The sequence below is a fragment of the Pseudomonas sp. FSL W7-0098 genome (assembly GCF_005930585.1).
Taxonomy (GTDB): domain Bacteria; phylum Pseudomonadota; class Gammaproteobacteria; order Pseudomonadales; family Pseudomonadaceae; genus Aquipseudomonas; species Aquipseudomonas bubulae.
The window spans coordinates 474,905-494,921 of the sequence record NZ_RXHW01000003.1; the positions used below are offsets into that span (position 1 = coordinate 474,905).

At 59.7% G+C, this 20,017-nt stretch carries 18 protein-coding genes and 1 pseudogene; 16 read left to right on the top strand and 3 right to left on the bottom strand.

Annotated elements, in window-relative coordinates; genetic code table 11:
* Positions 1–60 precede the first annotated feature (60 nt).
* The 7 genes from FHL07_RS07975 (at position 61) to FHL07_RS08005 (ending at position 8,955) form a co-directional block, all read left to right on the top strand.
* Positions 61–1,038 (top strand): WD40/YVTN/BNR-like repeat-containing protein, encoded by a 978-nt coding sequence (locus tag FHL07_RS07975; protein WP_095023740.1) that lies wholly within the window; start codon positions 61–63, stop codon positions 1,036–1,038.
* The gene (locus tag FHL07_RS07980; RefSeq protein ID WP_095003327.1) at positions 1,035–3,461 is read left to right on the top strand and encodes an efflux RND transporter permease subunit; all 2,427 of its coding nucleotides are present in this window, start codon (positions 1,035–1,037) and stop codon (positions 3,459–3,461) included. The genes FHL07_RS07975 and FHL07_RS07980 overlap by 4 nt, the downstream gene beginning before the upstream one ends.
* A gap of 155 nt (positions 3,462–3,616) precedes the next feature.
* Complete coding sequence (locus tag FHL07_RS07985) at positions 3,617–4,861, top strand: helix-turn-helix transcriptional regulator (RefSeq protein ID WP_370688638.1); 1,245 nt, start codon at positions 3,617–3,619, stop codon at positions 4,859–4,861.
* Between the two features lie 89 nt (positions 4,862–4,950).
* Positions 4,951–5,718, top strand: coding sequence for an SDR family oxidoreductase (locus FHL07_RS07990; protein ID WP_095023741.1), 768 nt, complete (start codon positions 4,951–4,953; stop codon positions 5,716–5,718).
* Between the two features lie 16 nt (positions 5,719–5,734).
* Positions 5,735–6,568 carry an SDR family NAD(P)-dependent oxidoreductase gene (locus tag FHL07_RS07995; RefSeq protein ID WP_095003330.1) on the top strand — a complete coding sequence of 278 codons (834 nt, stop codon included), beginning with the start codon at positions 5,735–5,737 and terminating at the stop codon, positions 6,566–6,568.
* A gap of 208 nt (positions 6,569–6,776) precedes the next feature.
* Entirely contained in the window at positions 6,777–7,814 is a 1,038-nt protein-coding gene (locus FHL07_RS08000) for a Rieske 2Fe-2S domain-containing protein (protein WP_138738342.1), read from the top strand.
* 127 nt (positions 7,815–7,941) lie between these two features.
* Positions 7,942–8,955, top strand: coding sequence for an AraC family transcriptional regulator (locus tag FHL07_RS08005; protein ID WP_095018694.1), 1,014 nt, complete (start codon positions 7,942–7,944; stop codon positions 8,953–8,955).
* 133 nt (positions 8,956–9,088) lie between these two features.
* On the opposite strand, the gene FHL07_RS08010 is transcribed toward FHL07_RS08005, so the two are convergent.
* Complete coding sequence (locus tag FHL07_RS08010; RefSeq protein WP_095003333.1) at positions 9,089–9,865, bottom strand: IclR family transcriptional regulator; 777 nt, start codon at positions 9,863–9,865, stop codon at positions 9,089–9,091.
* Between the two features lie 171 nt (positions 9,866–10,036).
* Here FHL07_RS08010 and FHL07_RS08015 point away from each other — a divergent pair, with 171 nt between their 5' ends.
* Genes FHL07_RS08015 through FHL07_RS08025 form a run of 3 tightly spaced genes read left to right on the top strand, consistent with a single transcriptional unit; the run spans position 10,037 to position 12,845 of the window.
* A complete protein-coding gene (locus FHL07_RS08015; RefSeq protein ID WP_095018695.1) occupies positions 10,037–10,798 on the top strand; it encodes an ABC transporter substrate-binding protein in 762 nt (253 codons plus the stop codon).
* Positions 10,799–10,857: 59 nt separating this feature from the next.
* The gene (locus FHL07_RS08020) at positions 10,858–11,556 is read left to right on the top strand and encodes an amino acid ABC transporter permease (protein WP_138738343.1); all 699 of its coding nucleotides are present in this window, start codon (positions 10,858–10,860) and stop codon (positions 11,554–11,556) included.
* Positions 11,553–12,845 carry an NAD(P)/FAD-dependent oxidoreductase gene (locus FHL07_RS08025; RefSeq protein WP_095018696.1) on the top strand — a complete coding sequence of 431 codons (1,293 nt, stop codon included), beginning with the start codon at positions 11,553–11,555 and terminating at the stop codon, positions 12,843–12,845. The genes FHL07_RS08020 and FHL07_RS08025 overlap by 4 nt, the downstream gene beginning before the upstream one ends.
* Before the next feature lie 44 nt (positions 12,846–12,889).
* Here the strand turns inward: FHL07_RS08025 and FHL07_RS08030 are convergent, their stop codons facing one another.
* Both FHL07_RS08030 and FHL07_RS08035 read right to left on the bottom strand, forming a co-directional pair.
* Positions 12,890–13,111: a YgdI/YgdR family lipoprotein gene (locus FHL07_RS08030; RefSeq protein WP_095020697.1), complete on the bottom strand. Its 222-nt coding sequence runs from the start codon at positions 13,109–13,111 to the stop codon at positions 12,890–12,892.
* A gap of 188 nt (positions 13,112–13,299) precedes the next feature.
* Positions 13,300–13,974 carry a histidine phosphatase family protein gene (locus FHL07_RS08035; protein WP_095003338.1) on the bottom strand — a complete coding sequence of 225 codons (675 nt, stop codon included), beginning with the start codon at positions 13,972–13,974 and terminating at the stop codon, positions 13,300–13,302.
* Between the two features lie 260 nt (positions 13,975–14,234).
* Between FHL07_RS08035 and FHL07_RS08040 the strand changes: the two genes are divergently transcribed.
* The 6 genes and pseudogenes from FHL07_RS08040 to FHL07_RS08065 form a co-directional block, all read left to right on the top strand.
* On the top strand, positions 14,235–14,939 hold the full coding sequence (locus tag FHL07_RS08040) for a YoaK family protein (RefSeq protein WP_095003339.1): 705 nt from the start codon (positions 14,235–14,237) through the stop codon (positions 14,937–14,939).
* A gap of 80 nt (positions 14,940–15,019) precedes the next feature.
* Complete coding sequence (gene hutC / locus FHL07_RS08045) at positions 15,020–15,772, top strand: histidine utilization repressor (RefSeq protein WP_095018697.1); 753 nt, start codon at positions 15,020–15,022, stop codon at positions 15,770–15,772.
* Positions 15,773–16,064: 292 nt separating this feature from the next.
* Positions 16,065–17,225, top strand: a complete 1,161-nt coding sequence (locus tag FHL07_RS08050; RefSeq protein WP_138738344.1) for a CaiB/BaiF CoA transferase family protein — start codon at positions 16,065–16,067, stop codon at positions 17,223–17,225.
* Positions 17,222–18,364 carry an acyl-CoA dehydrogenase family protein gene (locus FHL07_RS08055; protein ID WP_095026677.1) on the top strand — a complete coding sequence of 381 codons (1,143 nt, stop codon included), beginning with the start codon at positions 17,222–17,224 and terminating at the stop codon, positions 18,362–18,364. The genes FHL07_RS08050 and FHL07_RS08055 overlap by 4 nt, the downstream gene beginning before the upstream one ends.
* A gap of 77 nt (positions 18,365–18,441) precedes the next feature.
* The gene (locus FHL07_RS08060; protein WP_133145056.1) at positions 18,442–19,869 is read left to right on the top strand and encodes a purine-cytosine permease family protein; all 1,428 of its coding nucleotides are present in this window, start codon (positions 18,442–18,444) and stop codon (positions 19,867–19,869) included.
* A gap of 36 nt (positions 19,870–19,905) precedes the next feature.
* Positions 19,906–20,017: pseudogene (locus FHL07_RS08065) on the top strand (electron transfer flavoprotein subunit beta/FixA family protein); the annotation flags it as partial.

The following is a 20,017-nucleotide window of genomic DNA, read 5'->3' on the forward strand; positions in this document are numbered from 1 at the left end:
AAAGAGGACTGGCTGCATGAACTCTGCCCAGCAACTGAATCGTGCAGCGAGGCATCGACCATGCGCTCAATAATTGGCTATCTGGTTTGCCTGATCGTCGCTGTCACCATCGCGTTTACCTTCTCTCCACGTCATGCCTCCGATGTCGCTTCGGCCCAGTTGCGGCCCGATCGTCTGCAAATCAACGGTATGTTGTATCTGGATAAGCGGGTGGTGGCCGTCGGCGAGCGCGGCAATATTTTGCTCAGCGACGATCAGGGGGGCTCGTGGCAGCCAGCGACGGTCAAGCCGCAGCGTGATCTGACCCTTACCGCACTGGTGGCGCTGCCGGATAAAAGCCTGCTGGCGGTCGGCCATGATGGCTGGATTGTGCGCTCCGAAGATGAAGGCGCCAACTGGTCAGAGGTGCGCTTCGACGGCGAAATCGCCGAGCCTTTGCTGGGCATCTGGAGTGCCGGTGGCAATCGTGTCCTGGCGTTCGGCAGTTTCGGCAAATTTTACCAGTCCGGGGATGACGGCCGCACCTGGCAAGCCCAGCCGCTGGAGGTGGATAGCGCTCACCTCAATGGCATGGATGGCGGAACAGACGGTCGCCGCATGGTGGTCGGCGAGCAAGGGCTGGTGCTGCGCAGCGACGATGCCGGGCACAGCTGGCACAAGCTCGAGCCGTTCTATAACGGCTCGCTGTTTGGTGTGGTACGCCTGAGCCCCGATCGTTGGGTGACCTATGGCATGCGCGGCCATGTGTTTGTCAGTCAGGACTTCGGCCAGACCTGGGAACCGGTAAAAGTCGGCAATCAATTGCCGCTCTACGGCCATGTCCTATTGCCCAACGACGGTGGCCTGCTGATTGTCGGTGCTGGCAGCTCGGTAGTACGCCTGGACGGCAAGGGTGAACTGGTCAGCGCTACGCGCTTGCCGGGGCTGGGTACTTTGACTTCGGCGGTAATGGTGGGCTCACGGCTGCTGGTAGGCGGCGAGCGCGGTGTGTTCCAGGGGACTGATGGCGGTGTTGCTGCCCTTGGAGGTGCCCGGTGAGCAGTGAAAACAGTGTTGTAAATCGCACGGTCGAGCGTATTGCCGACTTGCTGATCGTCTGGCGCAAGAGCCTGTTGGCGCTGTTTGTATTATTGACCCTGGCCCTGGGTTACAGCGCCACACACACGCAACTGGACCCGGGCTTTAACAAGCAGATCCCGGTGCGCAATGCCTTTATGGTCAACTTTCTCAACTTCAGCCAGTACTTCACGGGGGCCAACCGTTTTCTGGTCAGTGTGAAGTGGAAAGGCGAAGGCGATATCTATAACCGCCAGTACCTGGAAACCCTGCGCAAAGTCACGGATGACGTGTTTTTTATCAATGGTGTGAGCCGTGCCAGTGTGACGTCGCTGTTCACCGCCAATGTGCGCTATATCGAAATCACCGAGGACGGTTTTTTCGGCGATGTGGTGATGCCACCGCGCTTTACCGGCACGGCCGAAGACTTGTCCCAGGCCCGCAACAACGTCGCCCGCTCCGGACAGGTCGGGCGTCTGGTGGCCAATGATCTGACCTCGTCGATGGTGCGCGCCGACCTGCAGGACATGGACCCGCAAACCGGCAAATCGGTGTCCTATGCCGAGGTGGCCCAGCGGCTGGAAGATATCCGTGCCAAGTACAGCAATGATGATATCGAGATCAACATCGTCGGCTTCGCCAAGCTGGTGGGGGACGTGGTTGAAGGCCTGACGACGGTCATCGGCTTTTTTGTGATTGCCTTTGTCATCACCGCGTTGATGCTGTGGGTCTATTCACGCTCATGGCGCCTTACGGTGGTTGCGCTGGCCGTGGCGCTGCTGCCGGTGGTCTGGCTGTTGGGGTTGCTGCCGTTGCTGGGGCTGGGGATCGATCCGATGTCGATTCTGGTGCCGTTTCTGATCTTCTCGATCGGCGTCTCCCATGCGGTGCAAATGACCAATGCCTGGAAACAGGATGTACTGGCGGGCAGCTCTGCGGTGCAGGCTGCGCACGGCGCTTTTTGCAAGATCTTCATCCCGGGTTCGCTGGCGTTGCTGATGAACGCCCTGGGTTTCGGCGTCATCATGCTGATCGACATTCCCATCGTGCATGAACTGGGCGTGACCGCATGCATCGGGGTGATGCTGATGATCATCACCAACAAGCTGATGCTGCCGATCATCCTGTCGTATCTCAAGCTTGAGCCGGGGGCGATGGCCCAAGGGCTCAAGGTGCAGGGCAAGCACGCGCTGTGGTGGCGGCTATCGGCGCTGGCCGAGCCAAAACCGGCGCTGGCGGTGTTTGTGGTCAGCCTGCTGCTGCTCGGTGTCGGTGCCTGGAAGGCCCGGGATCTGGCAGTGGGCGATATCGGCGTGGGTGCGCCGGAGCTGCGCGCCGATTCGCGCTACAACCAGGACAACCAGAAGATCATCAACAGTTATTCGATTGGCCTGGATGTGATGTCGGTGTTCGTGCAGGTCAAGGGCATCGAAGAAGGTTGCCTGGCGCCGCAAGTGATGCGCGCCATTGAATCATTCGACTTCCAGATCCGCAGCGTGGCGGGTGTGCAGTCAGTGCAGAGCGTGGCAGGCATGGGTAAAGCCGTGATTGCCGGCAATAACGAAGGCAACCCGCGCTGGTCGGCGATCCCCGGTTCCGAGCGCGGCCTGAGCCAGGGCTCTCGCGCTTACATGCCGGACGACGGCCTGGTGACCGAAGGCTGCCAGCGCATGCAGATCCTGGTGTTCCTCACCGATCACGAAGGGTCGACCGTGAGCCATGTAGTGGACGAAACCCAACGCATCATCGGCGGCTTGCAAGGGCCAAACGTGGAGTTTCTGCTGGCCGGTGGCAACGTGGGGGTGATGGCGGCGTCCAACGAAGCGGTCAAGCAGGCCGAGGTGGTGATGCTCGCGGCGCTGTTCGGTTCGGTGGCGCTGTTCTGCTGGCTGACCTTTGGTTCATTGCGCGCGGTGCTGTGCATTCTGGTGCCGCTGGCCATCGTCGCGATCCTGTGCAACGCCCTGATGGCGACCCTGGGCATCGGCCTGAAAGTCGCGACCCTGCCAGTGATGGCACTGGGTGTGGGGGTGGGAGTCGATTACGGGATCTATCTGTACGAGCGGATTGCCCATGAAATGGCTGACGGCAAGGATCTGCGCACGGCGTTCTACCAGGCCATGTGCCAACGGGGTACGGCGGCGGTGTTTACGGCGCTGACCATGTCCATCGGCGTGTGTACCTGGGCCTTTGCTCCCCTGAAGTTCCAGGCTGATATGGGTGTACTGCTGTCCTTCATGTTTCTCGTCAACGTGCTCGGCGCAATCTTTTTGCTACCGGCGCTGGCGGCCTGGTTCAATTTGGCACGACCGTTGGTCAAGGTCAAAACCCGCCCGGCGCAAGCGACCGCCGGGCATTATCCGCTCAAGCCGAGCGTTGCTGCGAAGGACTCTTCAAACCGCTGAAGCAGACAGCTTGCCGGGCTTGTATGACGGCAGGCATACAGACACACTGAGTCGCTTTTGCACAGCTTTACGGATGTGGTGCAAAGGTTAGCCGCTAGTCATAAGAACAATAAAAAGGGCCGGTCATGAACCTGGCCCGAAGCGAGGATAAGTCCGTGGATACAGTGACCTTGAATCACCAGACCCTGGCCGGTCTGGGGCTTGAACTGGCCGATTACGATCAGATGGTCGGCAGCTTTTATGACGGTGCCCTGGACCCCAAAATAATGGGTCGTACCTTGTGTACCGTGCGTGGCATGTTCCGGGCCAACTACGCAACCCTGATCCTGCGAGTGCCCGATCAGCCCGATCTGGGCTTGATGATCGTTGCCGGAGATATCGAAGGTGAGGGCGAGCTGACCTATCAAACCTATCCGCAAACCAATACCCCCTTTGTCGGGCAGGCGCTGGACCAGGTATTTACCGTCGAAGACCTGATGAGCGAGAGCGAGTGGGTGCAGTCGGCCTATTTCAAGGCCTACTGCGGTCCGCAGAATGTCTATCACGTGATGGGCGCCGACATTTCCACGCCCGATGGCGGCAAGCTGCGGTTTCGCATCACCCGGCCAAAGTCTTCCCCGGCTTTCTCCAGTGCCGAGCGTGCCCTGTGCAGCAGTTTTCTGCCGCATTTGCGCCGCGCCCTGCATCTGCACAACCTGCTCGATCGCAGCGAGTCCATGAGCGAGTTGTACGCCCAGGCCATCAGCCGCCTGTCGGTGGCGACCATCGTGCTCGACGAAACCGGCAAGGTTCTGCGCCTCAACCCGGTGGCCGAAGAAATTCTCAAGAACGCTGATGGACTCAAGTTGGTGGGGGGCAGGCTGGAAGCCACTTACCCCAGCGACAACCGCGAGCTGCAACGCCTGGTCAAGCACGCTTTCAGCCAGGAAGTGCGTGAGGGCGGGGCGACAGCCGATGCGATGTCCGTGACCCGACCTTCGGGTCAGGTCAGCCTGGGGCTGGTGGTCGAGGCCATTCCGTCGCTGGAGTGGGCCGAAGGCAAGAGCAAACCGGCGGCAGTGATCTATATCCGCGACTCGGTAGGCAAATCGCTGGCCAGTGAAGTGGTGACCAAACAACTGTTCAACCTGACCAAGGCCGAGACGGCGCTGGCGATGGAACTGGCCAACGGCTTGTCCCTGGAGGAAGCGGCGGAAAACCTGAATATCCGGCGCAACACCGCGCGGGCGCATTTGCGTTCGATCTTCTCCAAGACCGGTGTGCGCCGCCAGACCGAGCTGGTGAGGATTTTGCTGAACAGCGTGGTCGCGTTGGGAAAGCCCAAGTGCGCCTTGCGAGCGGCTGAGTCCGTGGTGGTGCCGGCGCCACAACTGGCGCGTCCGGTTCGTAAAAGCGCTTAAGGATTTATGCCCGCCGGCGAGGGTGTTTGCGCCACCGCCGGTTTATCGTCAGCCAGGCCGCCTGCGCCTGCATCATCAAGGAAAGTCTTATGCCAGTTACTGCTGTCAGCGGTTCCGCTTCCGGGATCGGCGCCGCCGTGTGCGCGCAATTACGAGCTGCGGGCCACCGGATAATCGGAATTGACCGTGGCAATGCCGAAGTGATCGCTGACCTTTCGACCCGTGCCGGGCGCCAGGCGGCAGTGGCGCAGGTGCTTGAGCAATGCGGCGGGGTGCTCGACGGGCTGGTGTGCTGCGCCGGGATCGGGGTGACCGCACCTTCCAGCGGCATCGTGCTGGCGGTTAACTACTTTGGCGTCAGTGAACTGCTTGATGGCCTGGCCGATGCGCTGGCCAAGGGGGAGAACCCGGCTGCACTGGTGATCGGTTCAGTGGCGGCCACCCATTCGGGTGCCGAGCAGGAACCAATGGTTGCCGCGATGCTCGCCGGTGACGAGGCGAAGGCGTTGGAACTGGCCAATGCCCTGGGTCAGACGCACCAGGCCTATGCCGGTTCCAAGTATGCGGTGACCTGTGCCGCGCGGCGCAAGGCGGTGCAATGGGCCCCGCAAGGTATCCGTTTGAACGTGGTTGCACCGGGCGCGGTGGAAACTCCGCTGCATCAGGCGGCCAAGGACGATGCGCGGTTTGGCAAGGCCGTACGTGAGTTTGTCGCACCACTGGGGCGCTCGGGCACTCCTGAAGAACTGGCCCGGGTTGTGGCTTTTGTGCAATCGGCGCAGGCCAGTTTCATGACCGGCAGCGTAGTGTTTGTCGACGGCGGCATGGACGCAATGGTGCGTACACAGCGTTTCTGACCGCTAAGGGGCTTTTATGAACAAAGTGGCATTTATTACCGGCGCCAGTCGCGGCATTGGTCGTGCAACCGCGCTGGCCTTTGCCCGTGCAGGTTTTGATCTGGCCATCAGTGCGCGCAGCCTGGACGAAGGTCAAAGCCATGCCCACGGCTTGCGCAACCCGGATGGCACGCCACTGCCCGGCAGTTTGAATGCCACCGCAGCGGCAATCCGTGAGCTGGGACGCAAGGCGCTGGTGGTGCCCATGGACCTGCTCGACAGTGAGTCGGTACTGGCCGCCAGCCAGGCTGTGTTTACCGAATATGGCCGGGTGGATGTACTGGTCAACAATGCCATCTACCAGGGCAGCGATCTGAATGTACCTTTTATGCAGTTGCAGCCCGAGACCCTGGAGCGAGTCTTTCAGGGCTATGTGATGACACCGTTCTTGCTGACCCGGGCGGTGGTCAGCCAGATGCTCGAGCAGGGCGGCGGTGTGGTGATCAACGTCACCTCCGGTGCTGGAGAAACCGATCCGCCGGTGGCAGCGGGCAAGGGCGGCTGGGGTTACGCCTATGGTGCGGGCAAGGCGGCAGTGTCGAGGCTGTCGGGCATATTGTCGGTGGAACTGGGGGAGCAGGGGATTCGTGCCTACACCCTCAACCCGGGTGTGGTGACCACTGACGCATTGCGCGCCACCATTGGTGACAAAGGCGTCATTGCCCTGCGTGCAGGCTCTGCGCCGCCAGAGGTACCAGCAGCGGTGATGCTGTGGCTGGCCACCCATGAAGGGGCGGTTGATCACCAGCGCAAGACCATCCACTGCCAGCCGTTTGCCCGTGAACACGGGATTGTCGAGGATTGGCGCTAAGCGCTCCCTCACCCTGTCCCTCTCCCAGGGGGAGAGGGGGCTGACCGCACGCGGCCCAAAGATCACCGCTAACCAGCTCCCTCTCCCTGCGGGAGAGGGTTGGGGTGAGGGCAGCCCCTCTAGTCCATCTGAACGATGAGCCCACCCCGAACCTCGGTGAAGATCATCGGGTAAAGCGCCCTGGCCCTTAACCTGAGGAATAATAAAAATGACTAAACTCGCACACATCCACGTCGAGAATGCTTTGTCGCCCCGCTATGGTCGCGGCTGGCATTGCCTGGGCGAGGCAGACGTGTACCGTGATGGCAAGCTGCATACCCTGAATGTGTTCGGCTCGCGACTGTTGGCATTTGCCACGTCAAAGGGCGAGATCAGTGTGCTCGACGCCCATTGCCCGCATATGGGTGCCGACCTGTCCCAGGGCACTATCGAGAATGACCGTGTGGTCTGCCCCTTTCACCACTGGCAGTACGAAGCCAGCGGCAAGTGTGTCGAGATCCCTTACTGCAAGCGCATTCCGCCCAAGGCCAAAACCCGTGCCTGGCAGACCTGCGAGGTCAACAATCTGCTGTTTGTGTGGAACAACCCTGAAGGCAAGCCGCCCGCCGAAGATGTGGTGATCCCCCATCTACCGGAGCTGGACAGCGATGAGTGGCTGCACAGCTGGCATATGGACAAGCTGATCATCGAAACCAACCCGCGCGAGCTGGTCGACAACCTGGTGGACGCTCAGCATTTCGGTCCGGTACATGGCACGCCGACCAAGTACTTCCACAATGTGTTCGAGGGGCATATCGCTCAGCAGATCTTCCATGGCGACTCCGAGCGGCTGGGCGGTGACCTGGTGGCCGAGTCGGCCTATTACGGCCCCGCGACGCACCTGACACGCATGAGCGCGGTGTTTGAAGGGTTGGAAATAAAGTCCATCCTGCTCAATTGCCACGTGCCGATCGGCCCCAACAGCTTTGAACTGCGTTTTGGCTGCATGGTGAAAAAAGTGCCGGGCTGGACCCATGAACAGAACGAAGCGCTGGCCGTGGATTATGTGCAGCGTAACCGCGACTCGTTCTATCAGGACGTTGATATCTGGACGCACAAGGTGCGCATCAACAACCCGGTGCTGGCCGAGGGCGATGGTCCGGTCTATCAGCTACGCGAGTGGTACCAACAGTTTTTCACCGACGAAGAGGGCGTGCCGGCAAGCATGGCCGAGCGTCGTGAAATCACCACGGTGGATAACCGCTGATTGATTGCCTGAGCCACGGGCCGCGCCGCTGGCGCTGCCTGTCCAGCGGCAAGTTACTGCTGGCTTTTTGATCCGTGCTGCTTAAGATGGCCGTCATCGATACGTCATCGGGCATGGAACAGGGCCAATGCTGAACAAGGACACCATCTCCATTCATCTGGTGCGTGAGGCGCTGCTGCAAAGCTGTGCGCCGGGCAGTGCCACGGATGAAGTGCTGCACAAGGTCGGCATCGCGCGCGAGTTGCTTGACCAGCCGGATGCCCGTGTACCGGCCATGGTCTATGCGCGGATGTGGCGGTTGCTGGCGCGGCGCCTGGACGACGAATTTTTTGGCATGGACCCGCGCAAGTTGCGGGCCGGCAGCCTGGAGTTCATGTGCCGCTCGGCCATGGCGCAGCCAACCCTGGCCCGGGGGCTGGAGGTGGTACTGGGGTTTCTGTCGTTGATGCTGGAGCGTTTGCCTGCACGCCTGGTGCGTCAGCAAAGCGTGGCCGAGATTGTCCTGCACGAGCCTGAGCAACAGGCCAGCCGTGGTTTTACCTACTTTGCCTACTGGATGATCGTGCACGGTGTGGCCTGCTGGCTGGCCGGGCGCAGGATTCCGATTCTGGCCATTGAGCTGCGTTGTGCTGCGCCCGATTACTGCGAAGACTACGAAGTGATGTTCTCCGAGAACCTGCGCTTTGAGCGGCCACGCACGCGGATGATTTTTGCCGCTGATTGCCTGGATGCACCGATCAAGCGCAGCGATCAGGAGTTGAAACGGTTTTTGGCCGAAGCACCGGCCAATATTCTGGTCAAGTACCGCGACCCGCAAAGCCTGGCCAGTCAGATAAAACAGAATCTGCGCCAGTTGCCGGCCGTGCAGTGGCCCGAGACCCAGGGCATGGCGCAGAGTCTGTGCATGTCGGCATCGACCTTGCGCCGTCGCCTGGCGGACGAAGGGCAAACCTTTCAGGGGCTCAAGGACAGCGTGCGCAAGGAGCTGGCAATCGGCTGGCTGGCCGAGCCTGAGCACAGCTATGCCGATATTGCCCAGCGCCTGGGCTTTGCCGATACCAGCTCATTCTACAAGGCCTTTCGCAAATGGTCGGGGACCAACCCCGGGCATTACCGCGGGTTGATTTTGGGCGCGGTTTGAAAACCATTGGCGCCTCTGACTCTTCTGTCCCCTGAAGAGACTCTGTTGCCGATCAAGCCTTTTTGTGGGAGCGAGCCTGCTCGCGAACGACCTTCGCGAGCAGGCTCGCTCCCACAGTCGTCGTATATACGGGCTACAGCGTCCTGATCGAGTTGCTGATCCCGCGGGCGCACTGAATCACTGTAGAGGCCAGTTTTTCTTCGGCTTCTTCCATGCTCCAGCGGCTGCTGGGCACCACCACATGCACCGCCGCGACCGGCAGGCCGTTACTGTTGAAAATCGGCGCGGCAATGGTCATGTCACCCAGAAACATTTCTTCCTTGTTGGTGGCATAACCCTGTTTGCGGCTGATCTGCACCCGTTCAAATATGGCGTCGGCATCGGTAATTGTATGGCGTGTCAGTTCGATCAGCTGGCTGTCTTGCAGCACACCACGGATTTCATCATCTGCCAGGCCACTCAGGTAAGCACGCCCGCCACCTGTGCAGTACATCGGGATACGGCTGCCGATAGGCATATGGATCGGGATAAATTTCGGTGCGACGAAACGTGACACGTAAACCATGTCCAGTCCGTCGGGCTCGGTCAGGTTGACCGTCTCGCCGGTGATCTGGTTGAGCTCGGCCAAGTAGGGGTTTGCCACATCTACCAATATATCGGCGGCCAGATAGTTGTAGCCGATCTCCATAACTTTGGGCGTTAACTGGAAGCGCCGGCTTTGCGGGTGTTTGCGTACATACCCGAGTTCTTCAAGGGTATGCACCATGCGTTGGGCCGAGCTTTTGCTGATGCCTGCCACCAACGCTATATCTGCCAGGGTCATGGTGCGCCGCGCCGCGCCGAAACCGCGAAGTACGGCCAGGCCCTTTTCCAGTGACTGGTTGAAAAGAGGGTTGTTGTTATCGCTCATGGCGCATCCTTGGCTTGTTTCAGGCCTATAAGTATCGATATGCGATACTTATAAATCTCTTTACGATTTAAGTAAATTGGTTATAGTCGATGGCGGCATTTTGCACCAGAGGCTGCAGGGGTTGTTGAGTGCCGTATCGCAACAATAAAAGCGACCACAGGGAGATTCGCTATGCACAAACCTTTTCAAGTGCTGACGCTGGTATGCGCAATGGCTGCCGGGTTGATTGGATCAGCCAGCGCTGTTGCAGAGCCTGTCTATAAGGTCGGGGCGACAGCAACGGGCATCCCGTTCACCTTCCTCGATATCAAGAGCGGGAAAATCCAGGGCATGATGGTCGATGCGGCCGAGGCGGTGGGCAAGGCTGGCGGGTTCGACACCGAGATCCAGCAAACCACCTTTGCGGCTCTGATCCCTTCGTTGACCACCAACAAGATCGACCTGATTTCCGCCGCCATGCTCAAAACCCCAGAGCGTGAAAAGGTTGTGCAGTATTCCGATCCGATTTTCAGCTACGGCGAAGGCCTGATCGTCAAATCTGACGACCCTAAAGAATACAAAACCATGGATGACCTGGCCGGTGAAGTGGTCGGCGCCCAGGTTGGTACGGTCTTTCTCGATGCGCTGAACAAACACGGCGGCTTCAAGGAAGTGCGCAGCTACGACTCCATTCCTGACCTGATGCGGGACCTCAAGCTGGGCCGTATCAAGGCGGCATTCGGTGATCGCCCGATCATCGCCTACCAGTTGGCCCAGGGTAAAAACCCGGACGTAAAACTGTCGAGCACCTATGTGCCGGTGGTGATGGGCGACGTATGCCTGGTGATGCGCCAGGGCGATGCCGAGAAGCTGGCGCAGGTCAACAAGGGCATTGCCGCCATCAAGGCCGACGGCTCGCTGCAACGCATCATCGAGAAGTGGCAACTGAACTGATGATCCTGTGGCCCCCGTGTTGCGGCGGGTCACTTCTTGTAGCGGTGCGCAGGTAGTTTATGTTTCTCCAGGACGCGTTGGACTTTCTTCCAATTCTGCTCAAAGGCGCAGTAGTCACTGTGCAGGTCACTGCAGGTTCGTTCCTGCTCAGTTCAGTGATTGGCTTGCTGTTTGCGCTGATGATGGTTTCCAAGATTCGCGCCATCGCCTTGTTCGCCATCGGCGTGGTCAATGTGATTCGCGCCATCGCCTTGTTCGCCATCGGCGTGGTCAATGTGATTCGCGGGCTGCCGATCATCGTGCAGCTGTTTTATATCTATTTTGTGTTGCCCGACTTCGGCATCCAGCTCAGCGCCATGCAGGCGGGCGTGATCGGTTTGGGCATTGCCTATTCAGCCTATCAGGCCGAGAACTTTCGGGCGGGGATCCAGGCCATCGACCTGGGCCAGATCGAAGCCGCCGAGTCGTTTGGCATGCGCGGTCTGCTGATCATGCGCCGGATTGTGCTGCCCCAGGCATTTCGCATTGCCTTGCCGCCCTATGGCAACACGCTGGTGATGATGCTCAAGGACTCCTCGCTGGTGTCGACCATCACCGTGGCGGAAATGACCCGCCAAGGGCAACTGATTGCGTCTTCGACCTTTGAAAACATGACGGTCTACACCCTGGTTGCGTTGCTCTATCTGTCGATGAGCTTGCCGCTGTCCTATGGCTTGCGTCGTCTGGAAGGCCGCTTTGCGCTGCGGAGGCGTACATGAAAGCACCCTCGAAATTGATCTTGCCACCTTCCCTCTGGTCCGCTACGGCGCGCCCCGCGGCTCTGACCCAGGCACTGGCGGAAAACAAGCGGGTGGACGTGGCGATTGTCGGTGCCGGGTACACGGGGCTGGTGACTGCACTGCGCCTGGCAGAGTCGGGTGTCAGTGTCTGTGTGCTGGATGCGGGTGAGCCGGGTTGGGGCGCTTCGGGGCGCAACGGCGGGCAGGTCATCCCCGGCCTCAAATACGACCCCGATCAGTTGCTTGAGCGTTTTGGCGCTGAGCGTGGCGAGAAAATTATCGAAGCCTGCGGCGGTGCCGCAGATGAAGTGTTTTCGCTGATTCGCGAATACGGCATTGCGTGTGATGCCACGCGCAAGGGCTGGATTCAGCCGGCCTTTTCCAGCGCGACGATGAAGACTCTGGAGGGTCGTGCCCGCCAGTGGCAACAGCGCGGTGTAGCCGCCGAGTTGCTGGACAGTGACAGCGTATGCCAGCGCATCGGTACGCACAATTACGTGGGTGGCTGGGTTGACCCGCGGGCTGGCAGTTTGCATCCGCTTAACTATGCTCGCGGCCTGGCCAGGTCGGCACTGGGGCGTGGCGTGATGATTCACAGCGATAGCCAGGTGACGGACTTGCGCCGCATCGGCACGCAGTGGCAACTGACCACCGCACAAGGTCATAGCGTGACGGCCGAGCGTGTGGTGCTGGCTACCAATGGCTATACCGATGGCTTGTGGCCAGGGCTGCGGCAAACCGTGCTGGCGGCCAACAGTTTCCTGATTGCCACCCGACCACTGTCGCCGGAGCTGCGCAAAACCATTTTGCCGGGCGGGGAAGTGTGCTCCGATGCGCGGCGCCTGCTGCTGTACTTCAAGCAGGATGCCCAGGGGCGTGTACTGCTGGGTGGGCGTGGGCCGTTTGCCGAACCGCGGCGTGCCGAAGACTGGGCACACCTTGAGCGCTCATTGATCAGCGTGTTTCCGCAGTTGGCAGGCGTGGCGATCGAATACCGCTGGAGCGGGCGTGTGGCGCTCAATCATAGTGTGTTGCCACAGTTGCATGAGCCGCAGCCAGGCCTGTCGATCCTGATGGGCTACAACGGCCGCGGCATTGCGATGGCGACAACCTTGGGCAAGCATCTGGCGGCGCGAGTTTCGGGGGCCAGCAATGACTTCCCGTTCCCTGTCACGCCGATGCGCAGAATTCCCTTCCACAGCTTGCAGCGCCTGTATGTGGCGGCGGGTATCAGTTACTACCGGTTGCTGGATGCCCTGAACGGGTAAAAGCAGGGGCAAGCGTCAACAGCCTTGGCGCTTGCCGCTGATCTTCAATCCGCCTTGATCGTTGATACATCATCGGCCCTGACCTTTATGTGCTTGCCTGCTATATCGACGAACTCATAGAAACCGTCCTTGTTGGTGGTAGTGGGCAGGTCCTTGGTCAGGTATTGCGTGCCGTTTTGCAGGGTCACAACGCTCGGGGTCGCGCAGCCTGCCAGTCCCAGCAAGGCCACTAAAAGCAGGGGTAATCCGGTAACCTTGATCTTCATGCATGTACCTTGAGCTGTTCGCAAGTTGGAGATGGGTCGCGCCGGGGTTGTTCGAGCAGCCAGCGCTGGAAAGTCAGTGTGGCATCTGACAGCGTTTTTTGCCGAGAGTGCGCCGGATGATCGGCATTTGTGCTGGAAAATTCAACCGCGCCGCCACCGCGCCGTGATCCCGGTGCGGGTGGATCAGATCAGGTCGGGCACGCCCTGGAGCCATTGTTGAGGTCCTGTTTGTCGACGCGACTGAGCAGGCTGGCCTTGCCGTCTTTCCAGGTCAGGGTCAACACATACAACGAGTCAAAGTCGCCACCGGACCAGTCTTCGGTCAACGAGGTCTTCTTGCCCAGCGCCTGACTGGCGACACTGTTGATCAGTTCCGGCAAGTAGCCATGGGACCAGGCGGTGTAGATCGTTGAGCTGTGATACTGGTCGTCGGTCAGCTCTTTGGCCAGTTGGCGGGTATCGTTGGCCGAATACTCCAGATTGATCGGCAAGCCCAGTTTGATGGCGCTCGGGTTGATGGTCATCAACGGCCGTACGTAGCTGTAGGCATCATCATTGGCGCCTTCTTCAACCTGGCGCGAAGGGTTGGCTGCAAACACGTAGTCAGCCTTGCCATAGCGCTGTGGCAACAGGGTAGCCAAGTCAATCGCGCGGTTCAGTCCCTGGCAGGTGAGCTGGCCGAGGCCATCGGCGGGTTTTTCCGCATGGCGCAAAAACACCAGGGTTTGCACACCGTCTACCGGCTGGGCAAAGACGTCATCCGCATGTACCGCCAGCGCAACAGCGCCGGCAATCAGTAACAGCGGGATAGCCGCCAATGCATAGGGCTTGAGTCGAGGTTTAATCCAAACAGACTGGGTCATGGGATTCTTCTGCATACATCTGTTAAGGCTGACTGGCCTGGCACAGTGGGCATGGCAGCCCCTGTGTTGATCCTTGTCATTACTGCAAACCTGAGCCTCTTATCCTTGGCAGAAGCGTTTATTAGATGCCTTTTTCACAATTGGTTCGATTTTACCTGCGCTAGATCGGTAATTGTCCTGCAGGGTGAATGCTATGGTGGCTTTTTTGTATGACAAAATCGTTCACTCTTTAGTCTGGTATTCCTACAGAGGCTTGCGCCATGCTTCCAGCGCCACTGCGAAAACCGAGCAATCCCGTGCATCTTCGAGTACGTGCCTGGCGCGGCCGGGTAGGGCTGGCCATGGTGGCGAGCCTGTCGGTGCTGGCGGGCATGACGGACGCCATCGGCTTTTTGGCCACCGGTGATTTTGTCTCATTTATGAGCGGCAATACCACGCGTCTGGCGGTGGCCGTCGGTGACGGTGACCTGCAGATGGCGTTGCGCCTGCTGCTTGCGGTACTGGCGTTTATTGTCGGTAACGCCCTGGGGGTATTGCTGGGGCGCTGGGGCGGACGGCGCGCTTTACCCTTGATGCTGGTGATTGCGGGGTTGTTGTGTGCAGCAGCTTTGCTGCCGTTTGCCAGCCAGGTGCCGGCGTTGCTGGCAGCCATCGTGGCAATGGGCATGCTCAATGCTGCGGTGGAGCAGGTCAATGGCCTGCCGGTGGGCCTGACCTACGTGACCGGGGCATTGTCGCGTTTTGGTCGCGGGCTGGGCCGCTGGCTGCTGGGTGAGCGGCGCAGTGGCTGGCGCGTGCAACTGGTGCCCTGGACCGGGATGTTGCTGGGTGCAGTGCTGGGTGCCTTGCTGGAGGCGCAGTTCGGCCTCCAGGCCCTGCTGTTCAGCGCCGGTTTTGCGGCTGTTTTGGGCGTGTTGTCGTTGCGCATACCTCGTCGTTGGCAACGGGATTACATGCCGCGTTAATCCCTCGTTTTGCTTGACCCGGGCTGCGCGTAAACTGGCGCAGCCCGGCTGCATGCCCAGCCCTACGAACAGGAGTCGTTGTGTCCAAGTCAGTCGATGACAATTCATCCCTTGCGCCATTTTCCATCGAAAGCCCGGCACCGCTATATGCCCGGGTCAAACAGGCCATAACGCAAAAAATCCGTTCAGGGGCCTGGCTGCCCAATGCCAAGTTGCCGTCTGAGAGTGAACTGCTTGCCCAGCTGGGGGTGAGTCGCATGACCATCAATCGCGCATTGCGTGAGCTGACCATCGAAGGGCTGCTGGTGCGCATGCAAGGGGTGGGCACCTTCGTCGCCGTGCCCAAGGGCAGTGCGGCGTTGTTCGAGATTCGCAATATCGCCCAGGAAATCGCTGATCGTGGCCATGTGCACCGCTGCGAAGTGATTGTGCTCGAAGAGGTCCCGGCCAAGACCACGCCGGTGTTGCCCTTTGCCCTGGACGGGGTCAAACGCTTATTCCACTCTCTGATGGTGCACTACGAAAACGAGGTGCCGGTGCAGATCGAGGAGCGCTATATCAATGCCGAGATCGCCCCTGAGTACCTGCAACAGGACTTCACCCGCACCACAGCCTATGCCTACCTGATGAACCTGGCGCCACTGACCGGCGGCGAACATGAGGTGGAGGCGATTCATGCTACTTCCGCGCAATGCCGCCTGTTGAACGTAAAGCGCAACGAGCCATGCCTGCTGATTCGCCGCCGGACCTGGGCTGCACAGGGGTTGGTGGGGTGTGCCCGGCTGGTCTATCCGGGTTCGCGCTATCGCCTGCAAGGGCAGTGCGGTAACTGAGTACTCGCGGGTGGCCCCGTGTTACTCGCGTTACTTTTGGTGCGTTTTTGTTACCTTCCCGCCTGTTTATGCCCAAAGTTGCGGCAGTTTTTTGCATTTTTTCTGTGCGCTCATATTCCGTATTAAAAAGTTCTTAATTTTTAACTATCTGATTTAAATAGCTATTTATCTTAATTTTGTACGTTCCTGGTTGATCTCGTTCAGGTGTTGGCCCTTCACTTGCATTCACTTGTACATACAGGTTGGTATAAGTGTGCACCTTTGTGCCGCTTGAGCATTTGAGGATGTGAAAATGAACGACAGTCCGTTTACCCGACAACTGCAAGGTGTGCGTGTGCTGGATGTCAGCCGCGTGCTGGCCGGGCCGCATTGCACCGCGATGCTGGCTGATCTGGGGGCCGACGTCATCAAGTTCGAAGTGCCCGAGGAGGGCGATGACGCCCGCCATCTGGGCCCGTTTCTGGACGGCGAAAGTGTCTACTTCGGGCTGATCAATCGCGGCAAACGCAGCGTTGAAATCGATTTTAAAAACCCGGCCGACCGCCAGCGTTTCTACGAACTGGTGGCCGATGCCGATGTCATGGTCGAGAACTTCCGCCCCGGTGTCACTCAACGCCTGGGCATCGATTTCGACAGCCTCAAGCAGCACAACCCGCGGCTGATCTACGCCAGCATCTCCGGTTTCGGCCAGCAAGGCCCGCTGTCCAGTCGCCCGGCTTATGACATCGTCGCGCAGGCCATGTCCGGGCTGATGAGCGTTACCGGTTTCGCCGCTACCGGGCCGACCCGCAGCGGCGAGGCCATCGGCGATCTGTGTGCCGGGGTGTATGCAGCCTGGGCAATCAGCTCGGCGCTGTTTGCCCGCGAGCGGCATGCCCCGGGGGCCCAGTACATCGATGTGGCCATGTTCGACGTGTTGTTCAGCCTGCAGATGACCGGTCTGTCCAACCTGTATGCAAACGGTGTGGCGCCGGGGCTGGTGGGTAACCGGCATCCGGTATCGACGCCGTTTGATAGCTATCGCGCGGCAGACGGTCAGGTGGTGATTGCAGTGGCCAGCAATCGCTTGTTCGAGCGCCTGTGCCAATGCATGGGCCAGCCGGAGCTGGCCACCGATGCGCGCTTTGTCAACGATACCCAGCGCACCCTGAATGAGCCGGCGTTACGCGCTGTTATCGAGGCCTGGACCACACAGCACAAGGTTGAACAGTTATGCGACGGCCTGCTCGATGCCGGAGTGCCGTCTTCACCGGTGTGGGATCTGGCCCAGGCTGCGGGCAGTGAACATGCCCGTGTACGCCAGTTGCAGTTCCAGCCCGAGGGCAGCGTATTGCCGCTGGTGCCGCAACCGGTGTTCTTCAATGGCCGTAAACCCCACGCCATCACCATTGCCCCCCGATTGGGCGCAGACAACGCCGCATTTGGCTTGAACAAAGCAGGAGAGAAAGCATGAACTTTGAAATGAGCGCAGAGGAAATGGCCGTAGTTGAAAGTGCCGAGCAAGTGGCGCGTGAGGTAATTCAGCCGCTGGCCCAGCACTACGATGAAACCGAAACTTTTTGCCTGGCCAGCATCCGGGCGTTGAGCGATCTGGGTTGCATGGGCGTCAACCTGCCAGAACAATATGGCGGCCTGGGCATTGGTAGCCTGGCGATGAGCCGCGTGGTGGAAGCAGTAGCGGGTGCCTGTGCCTCTACCGCTTCGGCCATGACTGCGCATTTTCTGGCCACGGACTCGATCCTGCTGGGCGGCACCGAGGAACAGAAACATGAGTGGCTGCCACGGGCAGCCAGCGGCGAATTGCTCGGTGCCTTTGCCCTGACCGAGCCTGCGGCGGGCTCCAACCCGGCGGATATGCGCAGCCGCGCCGTACGTGAAGAAGGTGGTTGGCGGGTGCGCGGTAACAAGCACTACATCACCAATGCCAGGGAGGCCGATTTTATTGTGCTCTACGTCAAGACCGACGCAGATGCAGGTCACAAGGGCATCAGTGCCTTTATGGTGCCCCGGGGCACGGCGGGCATCAGCTTCTCCAGTCCGGAAAAAACCATGGGCCTGCGTGGCAGTACCATCTATGAACTGGCGCTGGACTGCTGGCTGCCCGAATCGGCACTGCTCGGCGTAGAAGGCCAGGGGTTCAACACGGCCATGGCGGTGCTGGACCGTGGGCGGGTGGAAGTGGCAGCCATGTCGCTGGGGATTGCCAATGCCGCCCTGCAAGCCAGCCTGAGCTGGGTGCGTGAACGGCAGATCGGGCCTAAACCGCTGGCCGCTTATCAGGGCACGCAATGGCGCCTGGCTGATATGTATGCGCAGCTCGAAAGCGCGCGCATGCTGACCATGAAAGCTGCTGCCCGGCGTGACAGCGGCGAGCGTTTCAGCCTCGACTCGGCCACCGCCAAACTGGTCGCTGCCGAATGCGCCGGGTTTATCACCGATGCTGCGCTGCAACTGCACGGTGGCTATGGCTACAGCCGGGATTTGCCGCTGGAGCGCTATGTTCGTGATGCGCGGATCTTGCGGATTTTTGAAGGCACCTCCGAGGTACAAAAAATCATTATCTCCCGTGCCCTGCTCGACGCAGCCAGATAATCCGCCGGCCAAGGATTGGAAAAGTCTTTCCCAAAACAACACGGCGCACCCCGGGTGCCAGCCTGAAGGAACTGCTTATGTCCACGCTCAACCAAGATTCACCGCGGGCCTCGCTGGTCGAACAGCGCTCTATCGATTACATCCCTGAGTCAGAGCGCCATGGGCGCCTGTTCAGCCAGTTCACCTTGTGGTTCGGGGCCAACCTGCAAGTCACTGCGATTGTCACCGGAGCCCTGGCCGTGGTGCTGGGAGGGGATGTGTTCTGGTCGCTGATCGGCCTGCTGATCGGGCAAGTGCTGGGTGGCACCATCATGGCGTTGCATGCGGCGCAGGGGCCCAAGCTGGGCCTGCCGCAGATGATCTCCAGCCGGGTGCAATTCGGCGTCTATGGCGCCGTGATCCCGATTGTGCTGGTGTGCCTGATGTATGTCGGTTTCTCGGCCAGCGGCTCGGTGCTGGCCGGGCAGGCCGTGGGGCAACTGGTGGGGGTGAGTGACTCGTGGGGCATCCTGATTTTTGCTGCCCTGATCGTGCTGCTGACCATTCTGGGCTATCGCACCATTCACATGATCGGCCGTGTGGCGAGCGTGGTCGGCGTGCTGGCGTTTTTCTACCTGTTCTACACCCTGATTGCTCAGAATGACATTGGCCTGTTGCTGAGCAATAAACACTTTTCCCTGAGCAGTTTTCTGTTGGCGATATCGTTGTCAGCCTCCTGGCAGATCGCGTTCGGGCCTTATGTGGCGGACTACTCGCGTTACCTGCCGTCCAGCACCTCGTCGCTGAAAACTTTTCTGGCAGTGGGGCTGGGCTCTGTCGTCGGCTCGCAAATATCGATGGTTTTCGGTGTGTTTGTGGCTGCCCTGGCCGGTAGCCAGTTTGCCGGGCATGAGGTGGCCTACATCGTCGGCATGGGGGCGAGCGGGGCGATGGCGGCGCTGCTGTATTTTTGCGTGGTGTTCGGCAAGGTGACCATCACTACGCTCAATGCCTACGGCAGTTTCATGTCCCTGGCCACCATCGTCAGCGGCTTTCGCGGCAACCATGAAATCTCCAAGACCTTACGCCTGTTTTACATCCTGCTGATGGTAGGTTTTGCCACTGCTCTGGCCTTGCTTGGGCAGCATTCGTTCCTCAAGGATTTTTCGGCGTTTATTCTGTTTTTACTGGCTTTTTTTACGCCGTGGAGCGCGATCAACCTGGTGGACTTTTACCTCATCAGTAAAGAGCGCTATGACGTACCGGCGCTGTCTAACCCGAATGGCCGATACGGGCGCTGGAACCTGCGCGGTATTCTGGTCTACGCCTTCGGAGTGGTGGTGCAGTTGCCGTTTATCGCCACCAGCTTTTACACCGGGCCTCTGGTGGAACACCTGGGGGGGACTGATATTTCCTGGATCATCGGCCTGACGCTGCCAGCGCTGGTGTACTACTTCGTGGCACGCAACTCGGGGCAGTCGGTGCCGGATCAACTGATTTTGCCTGTTGAGCCCGCGACGGTTTAAGAGGTTTCCAATCAAGTAGCCATAGAGGGAGCAACAATGAAGGTGCTGGCCTGTATCAAACGAGTGGTCGATTACAACGTTAAAGTGCGCGTCAAAGCGGACAACTCCGGCGTTGACCTCGCCAACGTCAAGATGTCGATGAACCCCT

What these genes read in the sequence shown, in the direction of transcription:
- FHL07_RS07975 (WP_095023740.1), top strand. Translation starts at nt 61, where the DNA reads ATGCGCTCAATAATTGGCTATCTGGTTTGCCTGATCGTCGCTGTCACC.
- FHL07_RS07990 (WP_095023741.1), top strand. Translation starts at nt 4,951, where the DNA reads ATGCCAGTTACTGCTGTCAGCGGTTCCGCTTCCGGGATCGGCGCCGCC.
- FHL07_RS07995 (WP_095003330.1), top strand. Translation starts at nt 5,735, where the DNA reads ATGAACAAAGTGGCATTTATTACCGGCGCCAGTCGCGGCATTGGTCGT.
- FHL07_RS08000 (WP_138738342.1), top strand. Translation starts at nt 6,777, where the DNA reads ATGACTAAACTCGCACACATCCACGTCGAGAATGCTTTGTCGCCCCGC.
- FHL07_RS08005 (WP_095018694.1), top strand. Translation starts at nt 7,942, where the DNA reads ATGCTGAACAAGGACACCATCTCCATTCATCTGGTGCGTGAGGCGCTG.
- FHL07_RS08010 (WP_095003333.1), bottom strand. Translation starts at nt 9,865, where the DNA reads ATGAGCGATAACAACAACCCTCTTTTCAACCAGTCACTGGAAAAGGGC.
- FHL07_RS08015 (WP_095018695.1), top strand. Translation starts at nt 10,037, where the DNA reads ATGCACAAACCTTTTCAAGTGCTGACGCTGGTATGCGCAATGGCTGCC.
- FHL07_RS08020 (WP_138738343.1), top strand. Translation starts at nt 10,858, where the DNA reads ATGTTTCTCCAGGACGCGTTGGACTTTCTTCCAATTCTGCTCAAAGGC.
- FHL07_RS08025 (WP_095018696.1), top strand. Translation starts at nt 11,553, where the DNA reads ATGAAAGCACCCTCGAAATTGATCTTGCCACCTTCCCTCTGGTCCGCT.
- FHL07_RS08030 (WP_095020697.1), bottom strand. Translation starts at nt 13,111, where the DNA reads ATGAAGATCAAGGTTACCGGATTACCCCTGCTTTTAGTGGCCTTGCTG.
- FHL07_RS08035 (WP_095003338.1), bottom strand. Translation starts at nt 13,974, where the DNA reads ATGACCCAGTCTGTTTGGATTAAACCTCGACTCAAGCCCTATGCATTG.
- FHL07_RS08040 (WP_095003339.1), top strand. Translation starts at nt 14,235, where the DNA reads ATGCTTCCAGCGCCACTGCGAAAACCGAGCAATCCCGTGCATCTTCGA.
- FHL07_RS08050 (WP_138738344.1), top strand. Translation starts at nt 16,065, where the DNA reads ATGAACGACAGTCCGTTTACCCGACAACTGCAAGGTGTGCGTGTGCTG.
- FHL07_RS08055 (WP_095026677.1), top strand. Translation starts at nt 17,222, where the DNA reads ATGAACTTTGAAATGAGCGCAGAGGAAATGGCCGTAGTTGAAAGTGCC.
- FHL07_RS08060 (WP_133145056.1), top strand. Translation starts at nt 18,442, where the DNA reads ATGTCCACGCTCAACCAAGATTCACCGCGGGCCTCGCTGGTCGAACAG.